Consider the following 24,875-nt stretch of genomic DNA (forward strand, 5'->3'; position numbering starts at 1 on the left):
TACCAAAAGTTTGTTCTTATGGCAAGTCTTTTTACCTATTTTTTTAATATTTTTTCAAGTTATAGTACAGAAGCACCTGAAGCAAGGTCAGAAGTTACTCTGGCGCCAAATCCCCCTCTTGAAGGACTGCCCAAGCTATCAGAAATTCTTTCTTTACCGGCAAGAACTTTCTCAGAAAGCCCTGAGGTCACTAGAATCCTGCCATCCAGCCCAATCAGAACCGCCTCGATACCATCAGTCTCTTCTACCATCTTATAAATCCGAGTTATTTCTTGACCAAACAGTCGAGTCGTCCAAATCTCACCATCAACAGATTGTTTGGATACAATGGTCAAACTAGCCAGCTGCGACTCCATTGGATAGCCAGTCTCAGGACTCAAAATATGATGATAGGTCTTTCCATTCACGGTAAGGGTTCTTTCGTAAATACCAGAGGTGACTACCGATTCTTCTCCTATTTTGAGGACGAGGGCATTTTCACCACGTGGTTTCTGAGGATCCTGTATACCAATTCGCCAATAGCCATCGGCATTGTGAGGAGCTTGACCAAAGGTCAGGACGTTGCCACCCAGGTTAATCAGTCCAGCTTCCACACCTATTCTTTTCAAGAAGTCGACAATCTTATCTGCTACATATCCTTTAGCCAGAGCACCTAGATCGATCGCCATGCCTTCTTTTCTCAAATAGACTGTTTGCTCTTCATCATCTAATTCAATGTCCCTTGGATTGATGAGTTGGAGTTTTTCACTGATCATTTCTTGAGTTGGAAGTTTGGCATCGCTAAATCCAATCCGCCAGCTTTGTACAAGGGGGCCAATGGTAATATTCAAAAAAGATCCCTGAGCCAGACTGTGTTCTTTGCCCAATTTGATCAATTCATACAGGTCATCGGCAACAGGAACCGCCTGAACACCTGCATTGAGGTTGACCTCCATCAATTCAGAAGTCAAGTCATTGGCAGAAAACCGATCCTTGTAGAGATAGAGCAACTCTTCTACCTGATCCAAAATCGGTTCTGCCTGTGGATGCCAGATTTTTGTTTCAATGACAGTGCCCATTAAACGAAGGGAGCGACTACTTGCTTGCATTCCTCACTACCTCTTGGATTTCTTGGTATATTTGCTCATTTTCGGAGAGTGAATAAGAGTTAGCACCACTTGCTAGTGGGTGGCCACCGCCATCGTGGCGTTTGGCAATCTCGTTGATTGGAAGATACTTACTGCGCAAACGGACTCTGTAATTTCCGTCAGTTTGTTCCACAAAAATCCCCCAAGATTGAACGATTCCAATACGTCCTGGCGCACCTACGATAAAGGAAGTGTCCGCATCGGTCACCCCGTATTTTTTGAGAATATCCTGTGTCAAAACGACACGTGCCGCACCATGTTCATCCACTTCCAAGTTGTCGTAGACGTAACCTATCAACTTGGCAATCTTGAAATCGATGGTATCCATTTGGCGAGACATCCTTGCAAAGTCAAAATCTTCTTGGCGGAGACGAGCAACAATCTCAAAGGTGCGCGAGCTGGTTGCCGGATAGAGAAAGCGACCTGTATCGCCCACAATTCCTGCATAGAGTAGACGTGCAATCTCTCCATCTAGTTCCAGTTGGCATTGGATAGCCAGTTCCGTAATCATTTCACTGCATGAGCTGGCTTCCGTATTGACCCAGAGCAGGTCACCATAAGGCTCTTCATTGGGGTGATGATCGATTTTAATCAAGAAATTTCCTTGAGTATAACGGTCGTCATCCACACGCGCCGTATTGGCAGTGTCTGTCACGATAACCAAGGCTCCTTGATAATCTTGGTCTGCAACTACGTCCATTCCTGCCATCCAAGCAAGATTTGGTTCCTCAAAACCGGTTACCTTGATGGTTTTTTCAGGAAAATTCTTCTGTAAGAGTTTCTGCAAGCCAACTTGACTACCAATGGCATCCGGATCTGGTCGTTTATGTCGGTGAATAATAATCGTGTCGTATTCGTGAATTTTTTCAATAATTTTACTGTAAATTGTCATAGCAACTCCTTTTCATCATTTTAGCATAAACTTCCCCTTTTGAAAATGATGGGAGTGTGGTATAATGGAATTACTATGTAATTTGGAGGAAATTATGGCACTAGCAAAAATAGTTTACGCTAGTATGACTGGTAACACAGAAGAAATTGCTGACATCGTCGCCAGTAAGCTAGAAGAGTTAGGTTTGGAAGTACAGGTTCACGAATGTACGACTATTGAAACCGAAGAAATCTTGGATGCGGACCTCATCGTGGTAGCCAGCTACACCTATTCTTACGGTGGAGACGGTGAGCTTCCAGATGAAATTGTTGATTTCTATGCTGACCTAGCTGACTTAGATTTGACCGGTAAGGTCTACGGTGTTTGTGGTTCTGGCGATACCTTCTATGATGACTTCTGTAGTGCAGTAGATGACTTTGATGTCATGTTGGGTTCACGTGGTGCAACTAAGGGTGCCGAAAATGTTAAGGTAGACCTTGCTGCTGAAGATGAGGATATTGTTAACCTTGAGCAATTCGCGACAGACCTTGTTACTAAACTAGATACAATGAATTAACTGACAGACAGACTGGCTTATCAATAGGTCTAGTCTGTTTTCTTTTAGCCTATTCTTAAGATTGTACACCTATTGCTTGCAATCTTTATTTTTTTGATATATAATTAACTGGTTAAGTTTTTTTAAAAAAAGGAGAATTTTATGGCTAAAAAATCAAAAATGGCACGCTATCAGAGGCAATTGGAATTAATCGAACGTTATGCAGATTTGCGAAAAAGTCTCAAAGAAAAAGGTGACTATCAAGCACTTCGAAAATTGCCTCGCGACTCAAATCCAAATCGACTGAAATACCGCGACAGGACCGATGGCCGTCCGCATGCTTATATGCGAAAATTCGGTGTGAGTCGGATTACCTTCCGTGAATTAGCCCATCTTGGTCAACTTCCTGGGGTAAAAAAAGCAAGTTGGTAACTTCCTCAAACAAGGCTAGTATTCTGCCTTGTTTTTTGCTATACTAAAAAACAACTGAAACAATATACGGAGGTCTATAAGATGAATTTGGATTGCATCCGCGAACAGATCAACACGATTGATAGCCAATTGGTTGAACTACTTGAAAAACGAATGGAGTTGGTCGACCAAGTCACAGCCTACAAACGAGCAACAGGTAAGCCTGTTTTGGATACCAGCCGAGAAAATGCTGTCCTTGAAAGAGTTGGAAAATTAGTTCAAAAGGATGATTACCGCTCTGCCATTCAAGCAACCTTTAGTGATATGATGGCCCAATCAAGAGCCTATCAATCTTCCAAGCTAGCGAATCATGAGGAATAAGATGAAACAAGCCATCCAACTCCTTTTCTTTTCCAGCTTAATTGGAGTCGGTGCAGGAATAATTACCACACTTTTTGGGAAAATTCTACTAGGGGTTAGTGACTTACGATCTGAATATTTTACTTTTCTAATTCCTTTTCTGCCACTTGCAGGGATAATGATTGTTTTCATTTATCAAAAATGGGGGAGGGAAGTCCAAGCAGGCATGGGCTTAGTCTTCAAAGCTGGACAAGGGGAGAATGTGCAAATTTCTCCAGTTCTCATTCCGCTCATCATCTCTACAACTTGGCTCAGTCATCTTTTTGGCGCTTCCGTTGGTCGCGAGGGTGTAGCTGTTCAACTTGGTGCCAGTCTCTCGCATTGGTTACAAAAACATGGTTTCACACACTTGCCCAAAGACATGATAACAAAGATTGGTATGGCCGCAGGTTTTGCTGGGCTATTTCAAACACCATTGGCTGCTAGTTTCTTTGCCATTGAGGTTTTAGTCGTTGGCCAATATTCTTGGACAAGTCTCCCCTATTGTCTAGTCGCTGCTCTCACGGCTTCTACTACTTCCCATTTACTGGGATTGGAGAAATTTTCGTATGCCATCGCGACTACCTCATTCCATTTTACAGATAGCTTCAAATGGCTTCTAATTGCCATCTGCTTTGGAGTTGTAGGTAATTTATTTGCTTGGTTTCTGGCGCAAGCAAAAAGCATCTCAACTCGATGGCTTCCAAATCCTTACATTAAAATAGCTATCATGGGAGTTGGACTGACCGTTCTACTATTTTTCTTCCATCAAGGTCGTTATGCTGGTTTGGGGACCAATTTGATTGATGCCAGTCTAGCTGGGGAACAGGTGTTTGCTTACGATTGGCTACTAAAACTCCTACTAACCTGTCTTTGTTTGGCTGCAGGTTTTCAAGGAGGCGAAGTTACTCCACTCTTTGCGATTGGAGCAAGTTCTGGGGCTGTTTTAGCAGGATTACTAGGTCTACCAACTGAACTTGTTGCAGCCCTTGGGTATTGTGCCGTATTTGGAACAGCCACCAATACCTTACTAGCTCCTCTCTTCATTAGTTATGAAGTATTCGGAGCTAATATCCTGCCCTATGCTATTCCTGTACTTGCCATAGCTTATCTTATAAACAGAAAACAGACTATTTATGGGGTGCAGGTGAGGAAATTCAATAATGCAAAAAAGCCTATCATTTAGGCTTTTTCGTATACTCTCCATCTCCCCTGCAGGAATCGAACCTGCAACTAATTCTTAGGAGGAATTTGTTATATCCATTTAACTAAGGGAAGTCTGCCTCTCTATTGTACCCCAGAAGAGAGCAGATTGCAAGAGCAAGGTTATGTAAGTTTTTTCAAATTTTTACAAAAAAGCAGAACTTACTCTAAGATGAAACACTATTGTTTTTATGTATTCCTCTCATGATAGTCTCTAAAAGAAGCGCTCCTAGAACATACTTCGAAAATTTGTCGTTTTTATGCTTGATTCCTATTCCCCTTCCTTACGTCTCATTGAGACAGCCATTCCGAGTGAGACTAAGCCACCCAAGCTAATAAGAAGTGAGCCTAGGGCTTCTTGACCGGTATTTGGAAGTGTTTGATTTCCTGATGCTTTTTCAGCTTTCTTATTTGAAATAGGAGCCACACTTCCAGATGGTGCCGGTTGCTCGTTTGCTTTCTGATTTGCTACACTATCGCTACCGTCGCTTGCTTTTTCAGGTGTTTTCGTATCGGTAGTTGTCCCAGCAGTATCTCCTTTTTCTTCTGCTTTTGGTTCTTCTACGTACTTCTCTACAAATGCTTTTCTACCTGGAATTGTTGCACTAATGGTTTGACCTGCTTTTTCTAAATCAGTTAAGTACTCCACAAATACTTCTGTATCTGGATTGATAGCACCAATCAGTTTAGCTTCTTTGAAAATCGAGAAGCCGTCCCCACCACCAAATAAGAAGTCGTTGATGACAAGTGTATAGGTTTCTGTCGGAACAATCTCTGTTCCATCTTCTTTGAAGGCTTTAACAACCTTGTAAGGATTTTCTTCCGTTGGATTATCTGCTTTCGTATAGATATATTTGATTCCAGACATTTGAAGGAAATATTTTTCACCTTCATCATATTGTTGATTTAAGGCTGTATAAATCTGCTCACCTGTCATCTGAACAACTTGCAAGATATTCCCAAATGGTTGCACAGCCTGTGCTGCACCCCAAGTAACTGTTCCATCTTCTTGGACTTTCAAATCTGCCCGAATCCCGCCATCGTTTGTCATTGCAAAGTCAACATCATAACCCGATTTCTTAGCGATAGCTAATTGAGCCGATGTTACTAGATTACCTACAGCACTTTCTTTAAATTCATTCACTTCGCGAGAAATATCTGTCGCTTGACTAGCTGTAGCAATTTTTTGCTCTGTTACTTTTTTAACAATGGTATTTGCCTCATCCACAATTGCCTGAATTTCCGGACTTGGTGTTTTCTGCCCTGGTGCTACTGCAATAATTTTCGCAGTCGGAACAGCTTTAAAGTCGGCAATATCTGTATCATAAATAGCCCTAACATCTGCGTAAGCCTTACCTTGTGAGGTAGCTTGAACAATCAAGGTTTTGCCCGTTGTACCGTTTGTATAGACATGGTTATGACCAGCAAATACAAGGTCAACTGAGTGTTCAGGATAGATTTCATTTAGCTTAGCAATCATATCTGCAGCTTCACCAGCAGCCACACCATCCTTGCTTGTAGCTGGAACGTGAGCCAGTACAACTATCGCATTTACACCTTTTTCAGCTAACTCACGCGCATATTTAGCAATCGTCTCTGCCTCATTCAAAAAAGTGTACTGCTCATAGTTTTTCTTCAAAACAAGATTAGGAATTTCTGTCGTAACTACACCAATAAAGCCAATCTTAGCTTCTTTATCATTCACGGGAATAGTCTTAATAGCGTAGGGCTTCCAACCATACGGAATTTCACCCGTTTCTTTGTCAATAACGTTAGCAATAACAATCTCCTGTTTAGCAGCTTCACGAGTATAATTATCTACAATCTCATTAAACTGACCTTTTTTTGGAGCTTCACCAGTCATGATACGGTTATACTCATCAAGTCCCTCATCAAACTCATGGTTCCCCAAAGTCCCGTATTCAATATCCATTTTATTAAAGACTTTTACAGTTGGTTCATCTTGCAAAAGTCCAGAATTCGATGGACTTGCACCAACCATATCCCCAGCTTGAACACGGATAGACTCTGCAGGTGTCTCTGTTTCTGCTGCTGTTTCTTCAAATTCTGCTTGTGAATCATCCATGTAAGCATCAAGTAAAGCGGCAGTTCCTGCATTCCGAACTGTTTCCCCTTCCAATCGCGCTGTCCCCGTCATATCAAGCGCACCATGGAAATCATTAACTCCCATAATTTGGACAGCTAATTCATCTGCCAAAACAGTTTGTGTTGCAATAACGCTAAAACCAGCTACAAGAGCTAGTATACTGCTTTTCAACCGAATATTCTTTTTCATAAGCAAAACAATGCTCCTTCTATTTTTTTCATATTGACATATCTATAATAATCCTTTTTTTACAGCTTTTCAATATTAAATCAGTCATTTATAACAAAAAATTATAAAAATATTCGTTTATTCTTACTTTTACATCGTTTTTCTGAAAATATCTTGTCATTTTTATCTATAATACGAAAATTCCCTTTCTTCCCTTACACAATTCTCTCAAAAATAATCCTGGCAACTAAAAAATCTCTTCCCAAAAGAAGAGAACTGTTCTTATTTAGCTGCTTTATAAAGTTCGTTAACCTTGTCCCAGTTGATTACTTCAAAGAAGGCTTTGATGTAGTTTGGACGGACATTACGGTAGTTGAGATAATAAGCATGCTCCCAAACATCCAATGCCAAAATTGGTTTCAAACCTTGCATGATTGGTGTGTCTTGGTTAGCAGTTGAGATAACTTCCAACTTGCCTTCTTTATTAACAACCAAGAAAGCCCAACCTGAACCGAAACGAGTTGTTGCTGCTGTAGTGAAGACTTCTTTGAATGCATCAAATGAGCCAAAAGTTGCATCAATATCTGCTGCCAATTCTGCTGAAATTTCTGTTTTTTCAGGTGAAAGCAATTCCCAGAAAAGAGCATGGTTCAAATGACCACCACCGTTGTTAATCAAAGCTTGGCGGATGTCTGAAGGAATTTGGTCAACATTTGAAAGAAGAGCTTCAAGGTCTTCGCCAATTTCAGGATGTTTTTCAAGTGCTGCATTAGCATTTGCAACATAAGTCGCATGGTGCTTACCATGGTGAAGGGTCATTGTTTCTCCATCAATATGTGGTTCCAAGGCATCGTATGCGTATGGAAGGTCTGGTAAAATAATTGCCATTTTCGTTTTCTCCTATACTAAGTGATAGTTCTATTCTACTCCAATGTGAGAGCCTTTTCAATTTATTTGTCTGAAACTACGGTTGACCCGCGGTCTAAAAATACTCTTTTTACTATGTGGTCGCAATTTTTAATAATGCCAAATCAAATAAATAATCCTTATCAAATTGGCCTGTTTTAATTTGAAAATCTGTATCGATTAGGAGCTTGACGACTTTTTTCAAAAATCCAATGGACAGATGGCGTGAATCACGCAAAGCATACTTTACTTGGTATGGATTCACCTTACGCCCCATAATAGTTGATAACTCAGCTACTATCTGCTGTTCCCCTCGGCCTTGCTCTAGTAGTATTTGCACCTGTAGATAGGTTCGAAATTGGGTTAGCATGATGGCAATCAACTTAACCTCTTCCTCCCCTTGTAACCGCAAGTCACGAACTAAGTTGCGAGCCTCATCTACCTTGGATTGTAGAATTAACTGTGTTAAATCAAAGATATTATCTTGTAGTGTTTTGGGGATAGCCGCATCAATATCTGAAATTTCAATCGTCTCTTTTCCCTTATAAGATTGAAGAAAAGCCAGGTTCTTACTGATTTCTGCAAAATCAAAATTGGACTTTTCTAAAAGATATTGAAAAACCTCTCCTCCCATCTGCAATCCCAGATGCATTATCTCCTTTTGGAAATGATTTTTCAAATCCATCTCCTTCAGAGGATTGGCTTCTAATACTAGTCCATCTCGTTTGAGGAGTTTGACCAGACGACGCTTACTGTCCAACTTACCCGGTGCTAGAATGACCAAACGTGTTGTTTCGACAGGATTTTCCAAATAGGCCTCAAACTGTTTGAATTCATCATCTGTCAAATGCCGTTTTTTATCTGTCGTTAAATCTGCAAAATAATCAAGAATCACTACTTTTTCATCTGAAAAGAAGGGAAGAGAAACTAGGTCCAAGTCTACCTGATGATAATCAGCCTCCGACATATCAAAATAGGCAAAACCTAAATCTGCCGCATCAAAATCAAGCTTCCTCAGAAGTAAGTCTTTCGCTATTTGGTATTGTCCGATGTCTTCACCGCATAAAACGGTCAGAAGCTCTAATTTCTCTTTTTTTAATTTTTCAATCTGTTCAATTACTGTCATAAAAACCTCAAAATTCTTTTCTCATTGTACCACAAAAAGAGCCTAGACATAAAGTCTGGACTCTTTCATTGAAATTTATATCAGGAAGGTAGAAAAAATTAATTGATAATCACTCCAAATGACCTATTTCCCAAATAGCAGTTCCTTTGTTAGCTATTCCACCACCCTTTGAAATTCCACCAAGTATCTTGAAAAGTATCCTTTATCCGATCTCTCCAAGTCTTATTTTCTTCTTCCTCAATAGAACGTTTGAACAAGGCATCTGCGTACTCATCCTCTTGTTCCTTTTGATTCTGTTCAACTCGTTTCTTTTCGCTTTTATATACTAATTGACCAAAATACAAATTCCCATCGTCTGCAAATTTTAATGTAACAACATCACCTTCTTCGAGTTTCTTATTCAATTTTACAACATAATCTCCACTGCCATCCGCACGTTCCCCACTTGTATACCACACTTTCGTTTGGCAATTCTCTGTAGTATAATTCGGACACTTGAGTTCATGCTTTACAGGCTCGACCTTCAATCGTTCTCCATTTATATATGTAGCGACATAACCAAATGAGCCAACATGGACATGAATAGAGTCTGAACCAGTTCTAAAAGGAGCTACTTTTACCCCCAGAACATTCTGTTGACCTACTGGTACAAATATTGAAGTCTCCGCCTTTACACTTGATAACGATAGTAAACCGATGACAAAGGTAACTAAAATAAATGATACTTTTCTCAATTTCATTTTGCTTTTCTCATAGTAGTACAATATATTATCCAGAATTAGTATATACCAATTTCATAGAGAAAGCAAGAAAAAAAGCTCTTTAAGTAAAAACTAAACTCAAAAACTCAATTCTTATCCAGCACCTTGAAAGGAATGTGGGAATAATCTCTGTGCGTTTTTAAAAATTCCAAGGCTTCTTTTTTTACCTGTACGAGATTGACACCTTGGGCACTGGCTCCATAGACACAGCCACAATAGCACTGGCGATAAATGTCATACTCTTCACACATTTGAACTGAACGCTGATAGCCTCCATTTTTCTTAAAGTCACTCGGAAGATACTGGGTATCGTATAATTTCTGCACCTCAATCCCAATAGCATTGATGGTCTGCGAATTCTTATGTGGACTGATTGTCAAAGCCGAACCAAAATAGTCAAAACCAAGCTCAACTGCCTTCTCCGCAGTCTTATCCAACCGATAATCATAGCAAACCTTACACCGATCTCCTCCCTCTGGCTCATTGGCGAGATGCTGAGTTTTCTTGAAAAATTCCTGAGGGCTATAGTCAGCTTCTAGGTAGCCTACCGACTGTCCAGTTTTCTGATTAAATTCTTTGACAAACTGGGCCGTCACGGCTGCCCGCCGCTGGTACTCCGCCTTTGGATGAATATTGGAATTCGCAAAATAGATGGTTACATCTGCATATTGAGTCAAGTACTCCAATGTATAGGTCGAGCATGGGGCACAACAGACATGCATGAGAATTTTCGGTCGAAGCCCCGCTTCCTGCCACGTGCTTGCCATTTTTTGAAACACTTTATCATAGTTAACCTTTTGATTCGGTGATAGAGTCGATAAAATCTCTTCAACTTTAATCATACAAACCTCCAAATATACATTCATTATACTATATTTGAAGACCACTGCATAGATAGCAATAACATAAGAGAACACTCCCCATTTCCACCTAAAAAGGTCCCTAAAAATGAACAAAAGGGAAGACCGTCTGCCGGCGGTCCCTATTTCCGACCTAAAAAGAGGCGTCAGCCACGAGGACAAACTAGCAACCCAAGTTGCTAGTTTTCCTATCTCCCGATTAAAACAGCCTATCCGAATATAAAAAAACTGCCTGCCGGCAGTTCTCATTTCCAACCTAAAAAGGTCCCCCGGACCTTTTTAGCCACCCAGATATGCTTTTTTGACTTCTTCTGAGGCGAGGAGTTCTTTTCCTGTTCCTGAGAGGACGACTTTTCCTGTTTCTAGGACGTAGCCACGGTCTGCGATAGCAAGGGCTTTGTTGGCATTTTGCTCAATCAAGAGGACAGTTGTTCCTTGTTTTTGAATATCTTGGATGATATCAAAAATTTCTTGGATAAAGATCGGAGCCAAGCCCATTGATGGTTCATCAAGGAGCAAGAGCTTTGGTTGGCTCATTAGGGCACGTCCCATAGCCAACATCTGTTGCTCCCCACCTGAAAGGGTAGCTGCATCCTGGTTTTTACGTTCTTCCAAACGTGGAAAACGAGCAAAGATTTTTTTCAAGTTTGCTTGGTTTTCTTCACGATTGTTACGAAGGAAGGCACCCATTTCCAAGTTTTCCATAACAGTCAAGCCTGCAAAGACATGTCGACCTTCTGGAACTTGTGACAAACCGTCTGCAACGATTTTACGAGCAGGAACTTTTTGAATCTCATTTCCAAGGAAAGAAATCGTTCCAGCTGATGGACGAACAAGTCCTGAAATAGTACGAAGGATAGAGGTTTTACCAGCACCATTAGCGCCGATAAGTGTTACAACTTCACCTTCATTAACCTCAAAGCTAACATCTTTAACAGCTTCGATAACACCGTAGTTAACGGAAAGATTTTTTACTTCTAACATTGCCATTAAGCTTCACCTCCAAGGTAGGCTTCAATTACACGCTTGTTATTACGAATTTCTTCTGGTGTACCATGGGCAATCAAACGACCGTACTCCAATACGTATATCCGCTCTGTCACTTCCATAACCAAGCTCATATCGTGTTCAATCAAGATGATAGTAATGCCAAATTCTTCTTTGATTTTACGGATAAGTTGGGTCAATTCTGCCGTTTCTTGTGGGTTCATACCAGCCGCTGGTTCATCCAAGAAAAGAATTTTTGGTTCAGTCGCAAGGGCACGAACGATTTCCAAACGTCGTTGTTGACCGTAAGGAAGGTTTTTAGCTAATGTATCTGCATCGCCATCCAAATCGAAGATTTTCAAAAGTTCAATCGCTTTTGTTTTCAACGCTTCTTCATTCTTATAGAATGCTGGAAGACGGAAGAAACTTGCAAATACTTCTGATTTACCATGGTTGCCAAGACCAATCAAAACATTTTCCAAAACGGTCATATTTTTGAACAAACGAATGTTCTGGAAAGTACGACCAAGACCAAGCGAAGCAATTTTTGATGGTGCTTTACCGTTCAAAATAGTCCCTGCAAGAGAAATTGTCCCCTCGCTTGGCTCATAAACACCTGTCAAGAGGTTGAAAAGAGTCGTTTTACCAGCACCATTTGGACCGATAAGACCAACCAATTCCCCCTCATGAAGTTCCATGGTCACGTCACCAACGGCAGTTAGGCCACCGAAGTTCTTGGTTAAATCTTTTACTTCAAGTAATGCCATTACTTAACCTCCTTCTTCTTGAGTAGAGCTGCTACGCTGAATTCCTTAGTTCCCAAAAGACCTCCTGGACGGAATATCATCAAGAGAATAAGAGCTAATGAATAGATAATCATTGAAATATCAGAGTAACTCTTGAGGAATACGTTCAAAATACCAAGTACAATGGCTGCTACAAAGGTACCTGTGATAGAGCCCAAACCACCCAATACAATGATAATCAAAACGTTAACGGAGGTCATAAAGGCAAAGTCTTTCGGAACAATTGTCCCAACGTATCCTGCATGGAGACCACCTGCAATGGCTGCCGTCATGGCACCAAATACAAAGGCTGAAACTTTCACAAATGTTGGATTGACACCTACAGATTCTGCCGCAATTTCATCCTCACGAACAGAAATTGTAGCACGTCCCATCGGACTGCGCAAAAAGTTAACTGTCACCAAGGTTGTGATGATTACAAAAATATAAACTAAAGGCCAGCTTGTAAAGAGTGGAATAGACATAATACCTGCTGCACCATTCGTTACACTACCACCATTGATAATTAAAATACGAATAATCTCTGCAACACCAAGAGTCGCAATTGCAAGGTAGTCACCTTTCAAACGAAGGGTTGGAATACCAACTAAAAGAGCTACTGCACCTGAGATTAACATCCCAACAATCAAGGCGATAGCAAATCCACCATAAGTTGGCATCATTTTCCCAAGAATACCTACTGCATAAGCACCAATAGCCATAAAACCAGCATGACCAAGTGAAAATTGACCAGAGAAACCAACAATCAAGTTTAAACCAACTGCCAAGATAATTTGAATACCGATTTGCTGAACAATCTGGATGTAGTAAAAATTCAGAATCCCTGCTGATACAAGACCTTGAATAAGCCCAAAACCAGCCAATAAGATAGCCAACCAAATCGCATTAACTTTTAAATTTTGCTTCATGGTTACACCTTCTCTTTCACATTTTTACCAAGAATACCACTTGGACGCACCAAAAGGATGATGATCAAAACAGTATATACGATCGCATCACGGAAAGTATCGAATTCAATTACATAGGTAAATGTTTCGATGATACCGATAACGAAGCCACCAAGCGCAGCACCTGGAATAATACCGATACCACCCAATACTGCCGCTACAAAGGCTTTCAAACCTGGAGTCATACCCATCAAAGGCTCAATCTGGTTGTAGTAGAGACCTAGGAGAACACCCGCAGCACCCGCAAGAGCTGACCCAAGAGCAAAAGTAAAGCTGATTGTACGGTTTACATTGATCCCCATAAGCTGAGCTGCATCGCTATCTACAGAGACCGCACGCATGGCTTTCCCCATTTTTGTACGTTTGACAATTAATTGAAGAGCGACCATCAACGCAAGCGATACACCAAGAATAATCAACTGGATATTGGTAACAGAAACTGGACCAAGGTTAAAAGTCACAGCTTCGATTGCTTGTGGAAAGGCTTTTACGTCTGCTGTAAAGAATTTAATCATAGTGTATTCTAAGAAGAAGGATACACCGATAGCCGTAATCAAAGCTGCTATACGCGTTGAATTACGCAAAGGACGATAGGCTAAAAACTCTATAACGACACCGAGAATAGCCGTCCCTACCATCGCTAGAATGAGAGCAACAAAGAAACGCGTTCCACCATCTGCAATAAAAGTTAAATTATTTAATAGGAAGTACCCCATAAAAGCACCCATCATATACAAATCGCCATGGGCGAAGTTAATGAGTTTGATAATTCCGTACACCATGGTATAACCAAGGGCCAAAAGGGCATAAACAGAACCAAGAATCAAACCATTGACAAGTTGTTGAAGCATAGGTTCACCAATCTTTCTAAATATTTTTCGAGCTCAATAGCATTGTTACATTATACAAAATTTTCTGAAAATAAGCAAGTTAGATAGAGAGTTTAATCATTAAAATTACCGAAAATTTAACCAAATTTTAAAGCAACATGTATACTATTCTATACATTCTGGCAAGTAAAAAAGAGGGAATTCCCTCTTTTCGTCCACTATTAGTCAATAGAGATAGTATCTACAGATGATTCTTCTCCGTTTGTTAAACTAACAACATAAACTGATTTAACGACATTGTGCTCTTTGTCAACAGACATTGTACCAGTCACACCTTCAAAGTCTTTCAGAGCTGCAAGATTAGCTTTCACTGCTGCTGAATCAGCTGCACCTTTTGCTGCTTCTGCTGCCATGTAAACCGAGTCGTAAGCTAAAGCTGAGAACATTGATGGCTCTTCATTGTACTCTTTCACGTATGCATCATGGAATGCTTTTGCTTTTTCGCTTGCTGATGTTACAAATCCAGAAAGGTAGTAAACATTTGATGCTGCTGATGCAGTTGCCAATTCAGTAAATTGTGGTGAGTCAAAACCATCTGAACCAAGAATTGGCTTGTCAATACCCAAACCGCGTGCTTGCTTCACAATTGTACCTGTTTCATTGTAGTAACCAGGCATGATGATGGCATCAAATTCTTTATCTTTCAATTTTGTCAAAGCAGCTTGGAAATCCTTATCGCCAGAAGCAAATGTGATTTCTGAAATGATTTCTCCTTTGTAAGCCTTCTTGAAAGCCTCTGCTACACCCTTACCATAATCAGAAGAGTTGTCAAAGTAAAGAACAACTTTCTTAGCTGACAAGTTCTCAGTAGCGTATTTAGCCATAATTTGACCTTGATACCCATCTGTAAAGGTTGTACGGAAGAAGTATTCTTGGACCTCACCTTTATCGTTCACAACCAAGTTTGTTTGAGTTCCTGAAGGAGTAATCATAGGAACACCAGCAGATGTCAATGCTGGAATAGAGGCTGCTGAAGCTCCTGAGGTAGCAGGGCCAATCACAACGTTTGCCCCTTCACTTGCCAAGCTTGTTGCAACAGTAGCTGCCTCTGCTGTTTCAGACTTGTTGTCTTTTGTGATCACTTCGATTTTTTTGCCGTCAATACCACCCGCAGCATTGATTTCTTTCACGGCAAGGTTGGCACCTTTTTCCTCTGTTTGACCATAAGATGAAACAGCACCTGACAACTCCAAGTTGTAGCCAATTTTAAACGTATCACCTACAGAAGAACCTGCGGCTGAAGTATTGGTTGTCGAAACATTACCACATGCAGCGAGTAGAGCTGCAGAGGCAAATGTAGCAAGCGCTACTGCAAATTTTCTTGTTTTCATGAAAACTCCTTAAATCTTTCTTAAATTTTACGATGTATCTAATATACTGAATTATCTGAAAATTGTCAACAAAAAAAGAAAAAATTTTTAAAATAAAAAATTAGCAGGGGATACATACCTGCTAATTCCGACTATCCTACGACTGAGGGTTCTTCATCTCTCCATAGATTACCTACAAAGTTTTGGTCTAATTCCTTAATGTATGAAGGAACCACTTTTTTTACAAAACGTTCCTTTTTCAATTTTAATATGGTAGCTTCTACTAGTTCTTGATCCATATACACCAAAACATATCGTAATCGTTTGGAATGGTAAACAATATCTCCATATTGGCTGAGTTTACGTGCATCACGATTGTAGTGTAAATAGACAGTTAAGCAGGTGCGATTTTTCTTCTCAAACATGTCTTCTCCTCTAAAAATTCTCTTTCTATATTATACCGTTTTCAATGATAAATGAAAAGCTCCAACTACCTGTAAAAGAGTTGGAGCTAATAGGAATAGTCAGTACTATTACATATTTGTCACTGCTTATTTGACTTTTGTATTGTCCATAATCTGGTCAATAAATCCGTAAGCCAAGGTTTCTTCAGCTGACATCCAGTAATCACGTTCCGCATCCTTATGGATTTGCTTGACTGTCTTACCTGAGTTGTCTGCCAAGATTTTTTCTAGCTTATTACGTGTTTTTAATAGGTGTTCTGCTGCAATAGCCATATCTGTTTGCTGAGTACCGCCACCAGTTCCACCCATTGGCTGGTGAATCATGTACTCTGCATTTGGTAACATGAAACGTTTGCCCTTGGCACCGCTTGATGCAATGATGGTTCCCATGCTCGCAGCTGTTCCCATAACGATGGTTTGAACATCAGCTTTAATGAAATTCATCGTGTCTACAATGGCAAGACCTGCTGACACCGATCCTCCTGGCGTATTAACATAGAGGTAAATATCCTTTGTAGGGTCTTGGGCATCAAGGAAAAGCAATTGTGCAATGATAGAGTTTGCCATGTTGTCCTCAACTGGTCCTGTCAACATGATAATGCGGTCTTTCAAAAGGCGTGAGTAAATATCATAAGAACGCTCACCACGGCTAGTTTGTTCAATAACTACTGGAATCATAAAATTACTCCTTTTCGAGATTTTCTGTACCCATTATATATGAATAGTCAAAATTGGTCAAATAAAAAACACGATTTCAGGAAATGAAAAAGAAACCAGCAGAGCTGATTTCTTAATTATTTTGTACCGAACAATCGGTCACCTGCATCTCCCAAACCTGGTACGATGTAGCCTTTTTCATTGAGTTTTTCATCCAAAGCTGCTGTGTAAATATCAATGTCTGGATGTGCATCTTGAAGAGCTTTTACACCTTCTGGAGCTGAAACAAGAGCAACAAATTTGATATTTGAAGCACCACGTTTTTTCAATGAATCAACTGCAAGAATAGCTGAACCACCTGTAGCAAGCATTGGGTCAACTACAAAAATATGACGTTGATCAATGTCTTCTGGTAATTTCACAAGATACTCAACGGGTTGAAGGGTTTCTTCATCGCGGTACATACCGATGTGACCAACTTTAGCTGCTGGTACCAAGCTTAGCAAACCATCAACCATACCAACACCTGCACGAAGAATTGGTACGATAGCTAATTTTTTACCTGCAATTTGTTTCTGAACTGTTTTAGTGATTGGCGTTTCAATCTCCACATCTTCAAGTGGCAAGTCACGCAAAACTTCGTAACCCATCAGCATCGCGATTTCATTAACCAACTCACGAAAATCCTTTGTTGAAGTAGATGTACGACGAAGGATAGACAACTTATGCTGAATGAGTGGGTGTGAAATGACTTGGAATTTCCCCATGATGATAAAACCTCTCTTTTTTGTTTTTTCTATTTTACCAAAAAAATTGAAAAAATGCTTGAGAATATGGCAAATTTATTTATTTTTTGAAAACGATAGCTTCAAAAGGTCTCAACATCCCTTTATTAATCGCCTCTTCGTTTTCATAATTGTTCATGAAAATAGAATATTCTTCCACAGCTATAGTATAAGCCTGCTCCTGGCTTGAAAAGTTTACTAATATGATGAAATCATCCTGTTCATCATATTTACGGTAGGCCATTACCGAGCTATTTCCAGTCTCCATCACTTCATATTTTCCTTCAGACATACAAGGATACTCTTTCCGAAGAGCAATTAATTTTTGATAGGTATAGAAAAGCGATTGTTTGTCTGCAAGTGCTTTTTCAACGTTGATGTCTTCGACAGTATCTCCCAAAGCCAGCCAAGATTGACCTGTACTGAAGCCCGCTCCTTCTTCTGCTGTCCATTGCATTGGACGACGAGCATTGTCTCGGCCTTTGGCATTTATAGAAGTAATCAATTCCTTCTTGGTGAAGCCATTTTCAATCCGTTCCGCATACATGCGACGTGTTTCGATATCGTCCGCTTGGCTAATATCCGTAATCGGTGTATTAATCATACCAATTTCCTCACCTTGGTAGATATAAGGTGTCCCTGACATAAAATGAAGATAAATAGCCAACATTTTACCACTAAGTTCACGAAATGCAGGTCGATCATCACCGAAGCGAGAAATGGCACGAGGTAAATCGTGGTTATTCCAGAAAAGCGAGTTCCAGCCTTTACCAACCAGTTCAGTCTGCCATTTGGATAGAACCTTATGCAAACGAGCTGGATCAAGCGGTGCCAAATCCCACTTTTCTTTCCCTTCCTGCTGATCAAGTCCTACATGTTCAAATTGGAAAATCATCGAAAATTCTTTTCTGTCAGGATGTGAATATAACTGAGCATTTTCTGGATTGGCACTCCAGGTTTCCCCAACAGTCACTAAGTCGTATGCACCAAAGGTTTTCTCATTTAATTCCTGAATAAGAGGATGGAGAGTCGGTCCATCGGCTGTAATTAATTTTTCTGGTTCTTTTCCAATCAAATCAATTACATCTAGCCTGAAACCACCGACACCTTTTTCAATCCAAAAATTAATCATGTCCCAGATTTCTTGTTTCAGAGCAGGATTTTTCCAGTTCAGATCTGGTTGCTTAACAGAGAATTGGTGGAGGTAGTATTTGTTCAGATGTGGAACGTATTCCCAAGCAGAACCTGAGAAGGTCGAGCGTAATTCATTCGGCTCATCAGCCCAAACATAATAATCATAATAGGGATTATCTGGTCCTTTGAGGGCTTCTTGAAACCAGAAATGTTCATCCGAGGTATGATTGAGCACCAAATCCATGATTATTTTGATATTGCGCTTATGGCCTTCTGCAATCAACTCTTCCATATCTTCCATGGTCCCAAATTCTGGAGCAATTCCTTGGTAGTCACTGATGTCGTAACCATTGTCATCCATGGGGGACTGATAAACAGGACTGAGCCAAATAGCATCAATTCCAAGCTCATGGAGATAATCTAATCGGCTGATAATCCCTCGAATATCCCCTACTCCATCTCCATTTGAATCTTGAAAACTACGAGGATAAATTTGGTAAATGACGGACTTCTTCCACCAATCTGTTTTTTGTATTTCTGGCATTTGATTGATCCTTTCTGTACAATCTTATTAATGTAAGAAAAAGAGGAATCCCCCTCTTTCTATATAATCATATTATAACTCAATTGTGGTAATTTTTCCCTCTTCAATTTCAACAATTTCAAAGGATTTTTCTTTTAGGTTGATATAACATACAAAGACCCTCTCACCTTCAGCGCGGCCTTCAAAAATTATTTCCACATGAGCCCGACAGAATTTAGAAAAACACAAAAAAATAAGGATCAGGTGAGTTTAGTCACACCTAGTCCTTATTTCTTTATCCAAAAACCTTACCAAGTCGCTGACAGGCTTCTTCAATCATGTTGAATGGTGCTGCTACATTCAGACGTGCATGATACTTACCTTCCTTACCAAAGGTCAAACCATCATTCAAAATCAACTTCGCTTTACAAAGAAGAATATCAAAGAGTTGCGCATGCTCTAACTTATAAGCAGAAAAATCAAGCCAGATGAGGTAGGTTCCCTGGGGCTTCATGACCTTGATCCGAGTATGGGAAGTCAAATACTCTTCAACAAAGTCTATATTTCTCTCCAAAATAACCTTCAACTCCTTCAACCACTCATCTCCATAAGTGAAAGCAGCTTCTGTGGTTAACAAGCCAATCGTTGGAATCTCGTGCTGATTATTTATCAATTGACGCTTAGCGAAAGTCTTGCGAATGCTTGGATTTTCAATGATTGCAAAGCTATTTTTTGTACCAGCAATATTGAAGGTCTTGGTCGCAGATGCTAAGATGATTGAAAATTCTTTAAAACTTTCATCCACTGTGTTAAAGGAATAATGCTTGTGACCATACAAGGTCAAATCTTGATGTATTTCATCTGAGACAAGGATAACACCATGTTTCTGACAAAGACGTCCAATGGCCAACACTTCCTCTCTTGTCCAAACTCTACCACCTGGGTTGTGGGGATTACAGAAAATATAGAGTTTCACTTGATTCTCTACAATGTCCTTTTCAAGCTGGTTAAGATTAAGCCTAAAAATACCATCCACATCAACTAGTGAATTGGTGACTAGCTGACGATTGTTTAATTTTACAGTCCGCGCAAAGGGTGGATAGACAGGTGTATTAATTAGGACTGCATCCCCTTCTTCTGTCAAAGATTGAATAGCCACAGATAAGGCAGGAACAACTCCTTCGATGAGTAGAATAGACTCTCTTTCAATCTTATAGCCATGCTGTCTATCTTCCCAGTCAATAATAGACTGATAGAGGCTGTCACTAGCATAAGGATAACCAAAAACATGATGATCTGCGTAGTCACGGATAACTTGGCGAATTTCTGGTAGAGGCTCAAAGTCCATATCTGCTATCCACAAAGGTAAGAGTTCTTTATCCGTCTCTACTTTTCTCCATTTTTCCGCATGCTGGGATAGACGATTCGGACTATCTATAAAATTATACTGTGTCATATCTTATCCCTCCAAGGCTGTTTTTAAATCTACAATCAAGTCTTCCGCATTCTCTATACCAATAGACAGACGAAGCAAATCATCTGTCAAACCGTAAGAATGACGGGTTTCAGCTGGAATGTCTGCGTGGGTCTGAGTGGCTGGATAGGTAATCAGACTCTCTACTCCACCCAGACTTTCAGCAAAGGTAAAGACTTTCAGGGTGTTGAGAATATGGGGAATCCGACTTTCATCTACCACCTTAACCGAAATCATCCCACCTTTTCCTGTGTAGTAAACTTGCTTGACTGCTGGACTCTTCTCCAAATAGGCAACAATTTTCTGAGCATTTTGTGTCGCCCGCTCCATTCGAAGCGAGAGGGTTTTGAGTCCACGCATGAGTAAGTAAGAATCCAGTGGAGATAGGGTTGGACCCGATGTATTTTGGTCATAAAAGAGCTTATCATATAGGTCTTGATCATTGGTCATCAAAGCGCCAGCTAGTACATCATTATGCCCAGATAGGTACTTGGTTGCTGAATGTAGGACAACGTCCGCTCCTAGAACAAGTGGATTTTGATAAATAGGGCTGTAAAAAGTGTTATCGACAATCACCTTAGCACCTTTGGCATGGGCGATAGCCGAAACCTTAGCGATGTCAAACTCTACCATGAGTGGGTTAGTCGGTGTCTCCAGATAAACATAGTCTGTCTCTTCGGTGATGGCTGCAATCAGCTCCTCCTCGGTGTTTGCATAGGTAAATTGAAATCTACCGATACTCTCTTGCTCATTGAACCAGCGGAAGGAACCACCGTACAAATCACGCGCCGCTACCACTTGACTCCCTACAGGAAAACCATTAAAAAGTAAGACCAGAGCAGCCATCCCCGAGCTCGTTGCTAGGGCATAGTCGGCCTTTTCAATAGCTGCCAAAGTCGTCTCTAAACTGGCACGTGTCGGATTTTTTGTTCTCGTGTAGTCATAACCTGTCGATTGACCAAACTCAGGGTGTTGATAGGTCGTCGAAAGGTGGATAGGGGAAATCAAGGCACCTGTTCTCTCATCGCTATTGATGCCCGTATGCGCTAAAATCGTATCAATCTTATAATCTGTCATAACATCTACTCCAATCTAACTTACAATATAGTCTAGCATGAAATAGGAGATTTGGTGTGAAAAATATCCAAAAATACTTATAGAAAAATAGCAAGCTTTGTTATAGTTTTTCTTTATAACAACATCTCCCCCCCTTACATATACTTGCTGGATTACCCATTATTAATTTGATATAATGACAAAGAGGTGGTCATTATGAAAATCAGATTCAACAAATACTTCTACCGTTTCAGTAATTTTTATTCTATGGTGTTTTGGATTTGTTTTCTGTTACCAACTGCCAATGATAGCTTTGATCAGTGGCCACTCTGGTATACAAGCCTAATTCTAATAATCATTCCTATTCATATTTTCAGGGCTTTTTTCCTAAAAGAAGAAAAGGAGCTCACTCGCATAGGTTATATCTTCTATATCGGATTGATTGTAGTGATTGTTTATCTGAGATTTATTTTGGGTAAATAGAAAGGAGCTTACTATGTCTAAAAAATTCAATAAAGAATTCTATCGGACCTGGGAATTTTACTTGTCTCTTGCCTGTATCCTACAAGTGATTTCTGCTGCTATACATGGACCATTTTGGTTTATCCATTTTCTCAAGCTTGGAGTCGGACTTTATGCTGGTTATCTAGCTTTCTTTAAGTCACGTAGCTGGATTAAAAAAACATGGCAAATTTATCTGACGATTGGATTGATTGCTAGTTGGATAATCATTTCCTTCTTTGTATTGTGAGGATTTTATATGTTTAAGGAATTTAATAAAGAATATTATCGGAGTTTGAATTTTTATCTGATGATATTGTTGTTTCTAGGAAGTATCGGGGAGTGGCTAAATAAGGGACCTAGCCTCTGGCTTGCACTCTTGCTCTTTGCTACTGTCGGTACTGCCCGTAGTGCCTTTTGGTCTAAAGAATGGATGTTGAGGGCAAATTGGCAAATCTATCTCTGTATCGCCTTCTTGCTAGTTGGGGCTTGGATTGAATTTTTTGTTTAAGAGTTGAGGGCGGGGTATTCGCTCTCTTTTTGTTTCAAAATATACAGTGATTTTCATTCAAAGATGGTATAATATACCTATGCAAAAAATTGATTTACTAGACGGAGAGCGGATCGATCAGCTCTTCTCGACAGATGTTCAGATTATTCAAAATCGAGAGGTTTTTAGCTACTCGATTGACAGCGTTCTTCTTTCGCGGTTTCCAAAAATGCCTGCTCAGAAGGGGCTGATTGTTGACCTTTGTAGCGGAAATGGGGCGGTGGGTCTCTTTGCCTCCACTCGCACCAAGGCTCAGATTATTCAGGTTGAATTACAAGAACGCTTGGCGGATATGAACCGCCGTTCCATTGCCCTCAATGGTCTGGAGGAGCAGGTTTCGGTTATCAATGACGACTTGGCCAATCTGCCCCAATATGACCTGCGCTCCAAGGTTGATTTGATGCTCTGCAATCCTCCCTACTTCAAGGTGGATGAACAATCAAACCTCAATGAAAGCGAGCATTATCTTCTAGCCAGACACGAGATTGCGACCAACCTAGACAGCATTTGTCAGGTGGCCCAACAGGTGCTCAAGTCCAATGGTCGCTTGGCCATGGTCCACAGGCCCGATCGATTTTTAGATATTTTGGACACGCTGAGAACCTACAAACTAGCTCCCAAACGCATCCAGTTTGTCTATCCAAAGGCCAGCAAGGAGGCCAATATGTTGCTGATTGAGGCGATCAAGGACGGCTCGGTAGATGGGCTGCACATCCTGCCACCTCTGGTTGTTCATGAGGAAAATGGCGACTATACTCCTGCCATTCGTGAGATTTATTATGGAAAATAAGGCCTACTTGTATGTTTTGGAATGTGCCGACGGGAGTCTTTATACTGGCTATACGACTGATGTGGAGAAGCGGCTTGCTACCCATAATCGTGGGAAAGGGGCCAAGTACACCCGCGGACGCTTGCCTGTCAGCCTACTCTATCAAGAAGCCTTTGCTAGTAAGCAGGAAGCCATGTCCGCTGAGGCACTCTTTAAGAAACGCAGTCGGCAAAGTAAATTAGATTATATCGCAGAAATGACAAAAAAACCTCGTACAAAATAGTACGAGGCTTTTTATTTAAAATACTTCCAAAATTGTATCAATTTTCCCCATAGCCTCTTCAAAAATAGCCTGAGCCTGACTTGGATCGGCAGATTGCCCTTCGATAAAGACCTGATGAATGTCTTCAAATCCAAGAAACTCAAAGATAGACTTGATATATTGGGCAGCTGGATCTTGACCTGCATAAACACCACCATTGGACTGGATGTGCAACAATTTTTTGCCCTTGACCAGACCGATAGAGCCCTCAGGTCCATACTTGAATGTCAGTCCTGCAACGTTAATGGTATTGATCCATGACACTAATTGACTTGGCACATTGAGGTTCCAAAGGGGATTGACCACGACAATCTTATCTGCTGCAAGAAATTGTTGGGTCAAGGCATTGTAGCGGCCCAACTGCTCTGCTTGTTCAGGGCTGATAGCTTCGCCTCTTTTAGCTGCTCCCATAGCCTCTAACAAGGGCTTATCCAAAGCTGGTATTTGGTCCTCAAAGACATCTACTATTTCAATCCGATCTTCTGGGTGCAAACTGGCGTACCGTGTTTGAAACTCTTCCAAAGCCCGCAAGGCGTAGGACTTTTGTGCGTCAAGTGGGTGGGCTTTTACGATTAATAGATTTGCCATTGGTTCTCTCCTTTGTTATCCGTTATTACTAATTATTGATAAATATATTCTACTCTTTTTGATTTGAAATTCAAATCATTTGCTCGAAGCAAAAGGCTGGTCTCCCAGCCTCTGCTTTTTTAGATTGTTTTATTATTTTAAATAGGTGTAAGCGACACAGTCCAGGCTATCAACGGCTGTAAAGCCAATTGCCTCATAGAAAGACCGTGTTTTCTCAGTATTGTCCGTCAAGAGATGAAGCTGATAAATACCCGGAAAGTGGGTAACGGCCTGCTCCAAAAGCTGACGCCCAATTCCTTGTCGCTGATAGGTTGGTAGGACCAAGATGTCCTGAATAAAAACGATTGAATGCCCGTCGCCAACTGCTCGCAAGAGACCCACGAGACAATCACCGTCAAAGGCCGCAAGAACAAACAGGCTATGTTCCAAAGCCTTCTGTAACATGGCAGGCCGGTCAGTATAATTTGTCCAACCAACTGAAGCATAGAGGTCAAGGACAGCTTGAAAATCAAGCTGAGGATGTTGTTTGTAAGTAATCATGATCTTCTCCTTTGTATTGTTTTTTAGAATACAAAGGCTCTATCCATTGTCAAAACACCCATGGACTTTCCTCCTGT

28 protein-coding genes and 1 tRNA gene are annotated in these 24,875 nt (G+C 40.6%); 8 read left to right on the plus strand and 21 right to left on the minus strand.

All coding sequences use genetic code 11. The annotated features are described in order from the left end of the window. Positions 1-59 precede the first annotated feature (59 nt). Together ODU50_RS05355 and ODU50_RS05360 are read right to left on the minus strand one after the other, a co-directional pair. Positions 60-1,088: an FAD:protein FMN transferase gene (locus ODU50_RS05355; RefSeq protein WP_105153657.1), complete on the minus strand. Its 1,029-nt coding sequence runs from the start codon at positions 1,086-1,088 to the stop codon at positions 60-62. Beyond that, on the minus strand, positions 1,075-2,019 hold the full coding sequence (locus tag ODU50_RS05360; RefSeq protein ID WP_105122007.1) for a bifunctional oligoribonuclease/PAP phosphatase NrnA: 945 nt from the start codon (positions 2,017-2,019) through the stop codon (positions 1,075-1,077). Before ODU50_RS05360 ends, ODU50_RS05355 begins: the two co-directional genes overlap by 14 nt. Positions 2,020-2,113: 94 nt before the next feature. Between ODU50_RS05360 and ODU50_RS05365 the strand changes: the two genes are divergently transcribed. The 4 genes from ODU50_RS05365 (at position 2,114) to ODU50_RS05380 (ending at position 4,550) form a co-directional block, all read left to right on the plus strand. Continuing rightward, positions 2,114-2,575, plus strand: a complete 462-nt coding sequence (locus ODU50_RS05365; protein ID WP_024387220.1) for a flavodoxin — start codon at positions 2,114-2,116, stop codon at positions 2,573-2,575. A 141-nt stretch (positions 2,576-2,716) separates the two neighbouring features. After that, positions 2,717-2,986, plus strand: a complete 270-nt coding sequence (gene rpsN, locus ODU50_RS05370) for a 30S ribosomal protein S14 (protein ID WP_002940393.1) — start codon at positions 2,717-2,719, stop codon at positions 2,984-2,986. 81 nt (positions 2,987-3,067) lie between these two features. Next, complete coding sequence (locus ODU50_RS05375; RefSeq protein WP_024401825.1) at positions 3,068-3,346, plus strand: chorismate mutase; 279 nt, start codon at positions 3,068-3,070, stop codon at positions 3,344-3,346. Beyond that, complete coding sequence (locus ODU50_RS05380; RefSeq protein WP_105153656.1) at positions 3,336-4,550, plus strand: chloride channel protein; 1,215 nt, start codon at positions 3,336-3,338, stop codon at positions 4,548-4,550. Before ODU50_RS05375 ends, ODU50_RS05380 begins: the two co-directional genes overlap by 11 nt. A gap of 20 nt (positions 4,551-4,570) precedes the next feature. Here the strand turns inward: ODU50_RS05380 and ODU50_RS05385 are convergent. The 17 genes from ODU50_RS05385 to ODU50_RS05465 form a co-directional block, all read right to left on the minus strand. Continuing rightward, a tRNA-Arg gene (locus ODU50_RS05385) sits at positions 4,571-4,642 on the minus strand. A gap of 196 nt (positions 4,643-4,838) precedes the next feature. Then, a complete protein-coding gene (locus ODU50_RS05390; protein WP_105153655.1) occupies positions 4,839-6,863 on the minus strand; it encodes a bifunctional UDP-sugar hydrolase/5'-nucleotidase in 2,025 nt (674 codons plus the stop codon). Between the two features lie 261 nt (positions 6,864-7,124). Continuing rightward, on the minus strand, positions 7,125-7,730 hold the full coding sequence (gene sodA, locus ODU50_RS05395) for a superoxide dismutase SodA (RefSeq protein ID WP_105153654.1): 606 nt from the start codon (positions 7,728-7,730) through the stop codon (positions 7,125-7,127). A 112-nt stretch (positions 7,731-7,842) separates the two neighbouring features. Beyond that, positions 7,843-8,874, minus strand: coding sequence for a DNA polymerase III subunit delta (gene holA / locus ODU50_RS05400; RefSeq protein ID WP_105153653.1), 1,032 nt, complete (start codon positions 8,872-8,874; stop codon positions 7,843-7,845). Positions 8,875-9,023: 149 nt separating this feature from the next. Next, positions 9,024-9,614, minus strand: a complete 591-nt coding sequence (locus ODU50_RS05405; protein WP_105153652.1) for a hypothetical protein — start codon at positions 9,612-9,614, stop codon at positions 9,024-9,026. A 107-nt stretch (positions 9,615-9,721) separates the two neighbouring features. Continuing rightward, the gene (locus ODU50_RS05410) at positions 9,722-10,477 is read right to left on the minus strand and encodes an epoxyqueuosine reductase QueH (RefSeq protein WP_105153651.1); all 756 of its coding nucleotides are present in this window, start codon (positions 10,475-10,477) and stop codon (positions 9,722-9,724) included. 297 nt (positions 10,478-10,774) lie between these two features. Further along, entirely contained in the window at positions 10,775-11,485 is a 711-nt protein-coding gene (locus tag ODU50_RS05415) for an ABC transporter ATP-binding protein (protein ID WP_002937288.1), read from the minus strand. After that, positions 11,485-12,249: an ABC transporter ATP-binding protein gene (locus tag ODU50_RS05420; protein ID WP_002937291.1), complete on the minus strand. Its 765-nt coding sequence runs from the start codon at positions 12,247-12,249 to the stop codon at positions 11,485-11,487. Before ODU50_RS05420 ends, ODU50_RS05415 begins: the two co-directional genes overlap by 1 nt. Then, positions 12,249-13,196 (minus strand): branched-chain amino acid ABC transporter permease, encoded by a 948-nt coding sequence (locus ODU50_RS05425; RefSeq protein WP_002937293.1) that lies wholly within the window; start codon positions 13,194-13,196, stop codon positions 12,249-12,251. The genes ODU50_RS05420 and ODU50_RS05425 overlap by 1 nt, the downstream gene beginning before the upstream one ends. A 2-nt stretch (positions 13,197-13,198) precedes the next feature. After that, positions 13,199-14,086 carry a branched-chain amino acid ABC transporter permease gene (locus tag ODU50_RS05430; protein WP_012027482.1) on the minus strand — a complete coding sequence of 296 codons (888 nt, stop codon included), beginning with the start codon at positions 14,084-14,086 and terminating at the stop codon, positions 13,199-13,201. Positions 14,087-14,286: 200 nt separating this feature from the next. Further along, on the minus strand, positions 14,287-15,456 hold the full coding sequence (locus ODU50_RS05435) for an ABC transporter substrate-binding protein (RefSeq protein ID WP_105153650.1): 1,170 nt from the start codon (positions 15,454-15,456) through the stop codon (positions 14,287-14,289). Positions 15,457-15,587: 131 nt separating this feature from the next. Beyond that, positions 15,588-15,860, minus strand: a complete 273-nt coding sequence (locus tag ODU50_RS05440; protein WP_002937299.1) for a YlbG family protein — start codon at positions 15,858-15,860, stop codon at positions 15,588-15,590. A gap of 126 nt (positions 15,861-15,986) precedes the next feature. Next, on the minus strand, positions 15,987-16,598 hold the full coding sequence (locus ODU50_RS05445) for an ATP-dependent Clp protease proteolytic subunit (protein WP_223375679.1): 612 nt from the start codon (positions 16,596-16,598) through the stop codon (positions 15,987-15,989). 95 nt (positions 16,599-16,693) lie between these two features. Next, positions 16,694-17,323: a uracil phosphoribosyltransferase gene (gene upp / locus ODU50_RS05450; protein WP_012027487.1), complete on the minus strand. Its 630-nt coding sequence runs from the start codon at positions 17,321-17,323 to the stop codon at positions 16,694-16,696. Positions 17,324-17,402: 79 nt separating this feature from the next. Next, on the minus strand, positions 17,403-19,019 hold the full coding sequence (locus ODU50_RS05455) for an alpha-glucosidase (protein WP_398581350.1): 1,617 nt from the start codon (positions 19,017-19,019) through the stop codon (positions 17,403-17,405). Between the two features lie 274 nt (positions 19,020-19,293). Further along, positions 19,294-20,454 (minus strand): MalY/PatB family protein, encoded by a 1,161-nt coding sequence (locus tag ODU50_RS05460; RefSeq protein WP_398581351.1) that lies wholly within the window; start codon positions 20,452-20,454, stop codon positions 19,294-19,296. 3 nt (positions 20,455-20,457) lie between these two features. Further along, positions 20,458-21,549: a cystathionine gamma-synthase gene (locus ODU50_RS05465; RefSeq protein ID WP_105154954.1), complete on the minus strand. Its 1,092-nt coding sequence runs from the start codon at positions 21,547-21,549 to the stop codon at positions 20,458-20,460. Positions 21,550-22,024: 475 nt separating this feature from the next. Between ODU50_RS05465 and ODU50_RS05470 the strand changes: the two genes are divergently transcribed. The 4 genes from ODU50_RS05470 to ODU50_RS05485 all read left to right on the plus strand — a co-directional run bounded on the left by ODU50_RS05470 (position 22,025) and on the right by ODU50_RS05485 (position 23,631). Beyond that, complete coding sequence (locus ODU50_RS05470; RefSeq protein ID WP_029172445.1) at positions 22,025-22,279, plus strand: hypothetical protein; 255 nt, start codon at positions 22,025-22,027, stop codon at positions 22,277-22,279. A 9-nt stretch (positions 22,280-22,288) separates the two neighbouring features. Continuing rightward, entirely contained in the window at positions 22,289-22,540 is a 252-nt protein-coding gene (locus tag ODU50_RS05475; RefSeq protein ID WP_023370948.1) for a hypothetical protein, read from the plus strand. A gap of 79 nt (positions 22,541-22,619) precedes the next feature. Continuing rightward, entirely contained in the window at positions 22,620-23,369 is a 750-nt protein-coding gene (locus ODU50_RS05480; RefSeq protein WP_044752014.1) for a tRNA1(Val) (adenine(37)-N6)-methyltransferase, read from the plus strand. After that, positions 23,359-23,631, plus strand: coding sequence for a GIY-YIG nuclease family protein (locus ODU50_RS05485; protein WP_023370952.1), 273 nt, complete (start codon positions 23,359-23,361; stop codon positions 23,629-23,631). The genes ODU50_RS05480 and ODU50_RS05485 overlap by 11 nt, the downstream gene beginning before the upstream one ends. 15 nt (positions 23,632-23,646) lie before the next feature. Here ODU50_RS05485 and ODU50_RS05490 read toward each other — a convergent pair whose 3' ends face one another. Further along, positions 23,647-24,258 (minus strand): FMN-dependent NADH-azoreductase, encoded by a 612-nt coding sequence (locus ODU50_RS05490; RefSeq protein WP_023370954.1) that lies wholly within the window; start codon positions 24,256-24,258, stop codon positions 23,647-23,649. A gap of 132 nt (positions 24,259-24,390) precedes the next feature. Next, positions 24,391-24,798: a GNAT family N-acetyltransferase gene (locus tag ODU50_RS05495; RefSeq protein WP_105106086.1), complete on the minus strand. Its 408-nt coding sequence runs from the start codon at positions 24,796-24,798 to the stop codon at positions 24,391-24,393. Positions 24,799-24,875 lie beyond the last annotated feature (77 nt).

Source organism: Streptococcus sp. 2020WUSS084, from assembly GCF_044427445.1.
GTDB lineage: Bacteria > Bacillota > Bacilli > Lactobacillales > Streptococcaceae > Streptococcus > Streptococcus suis.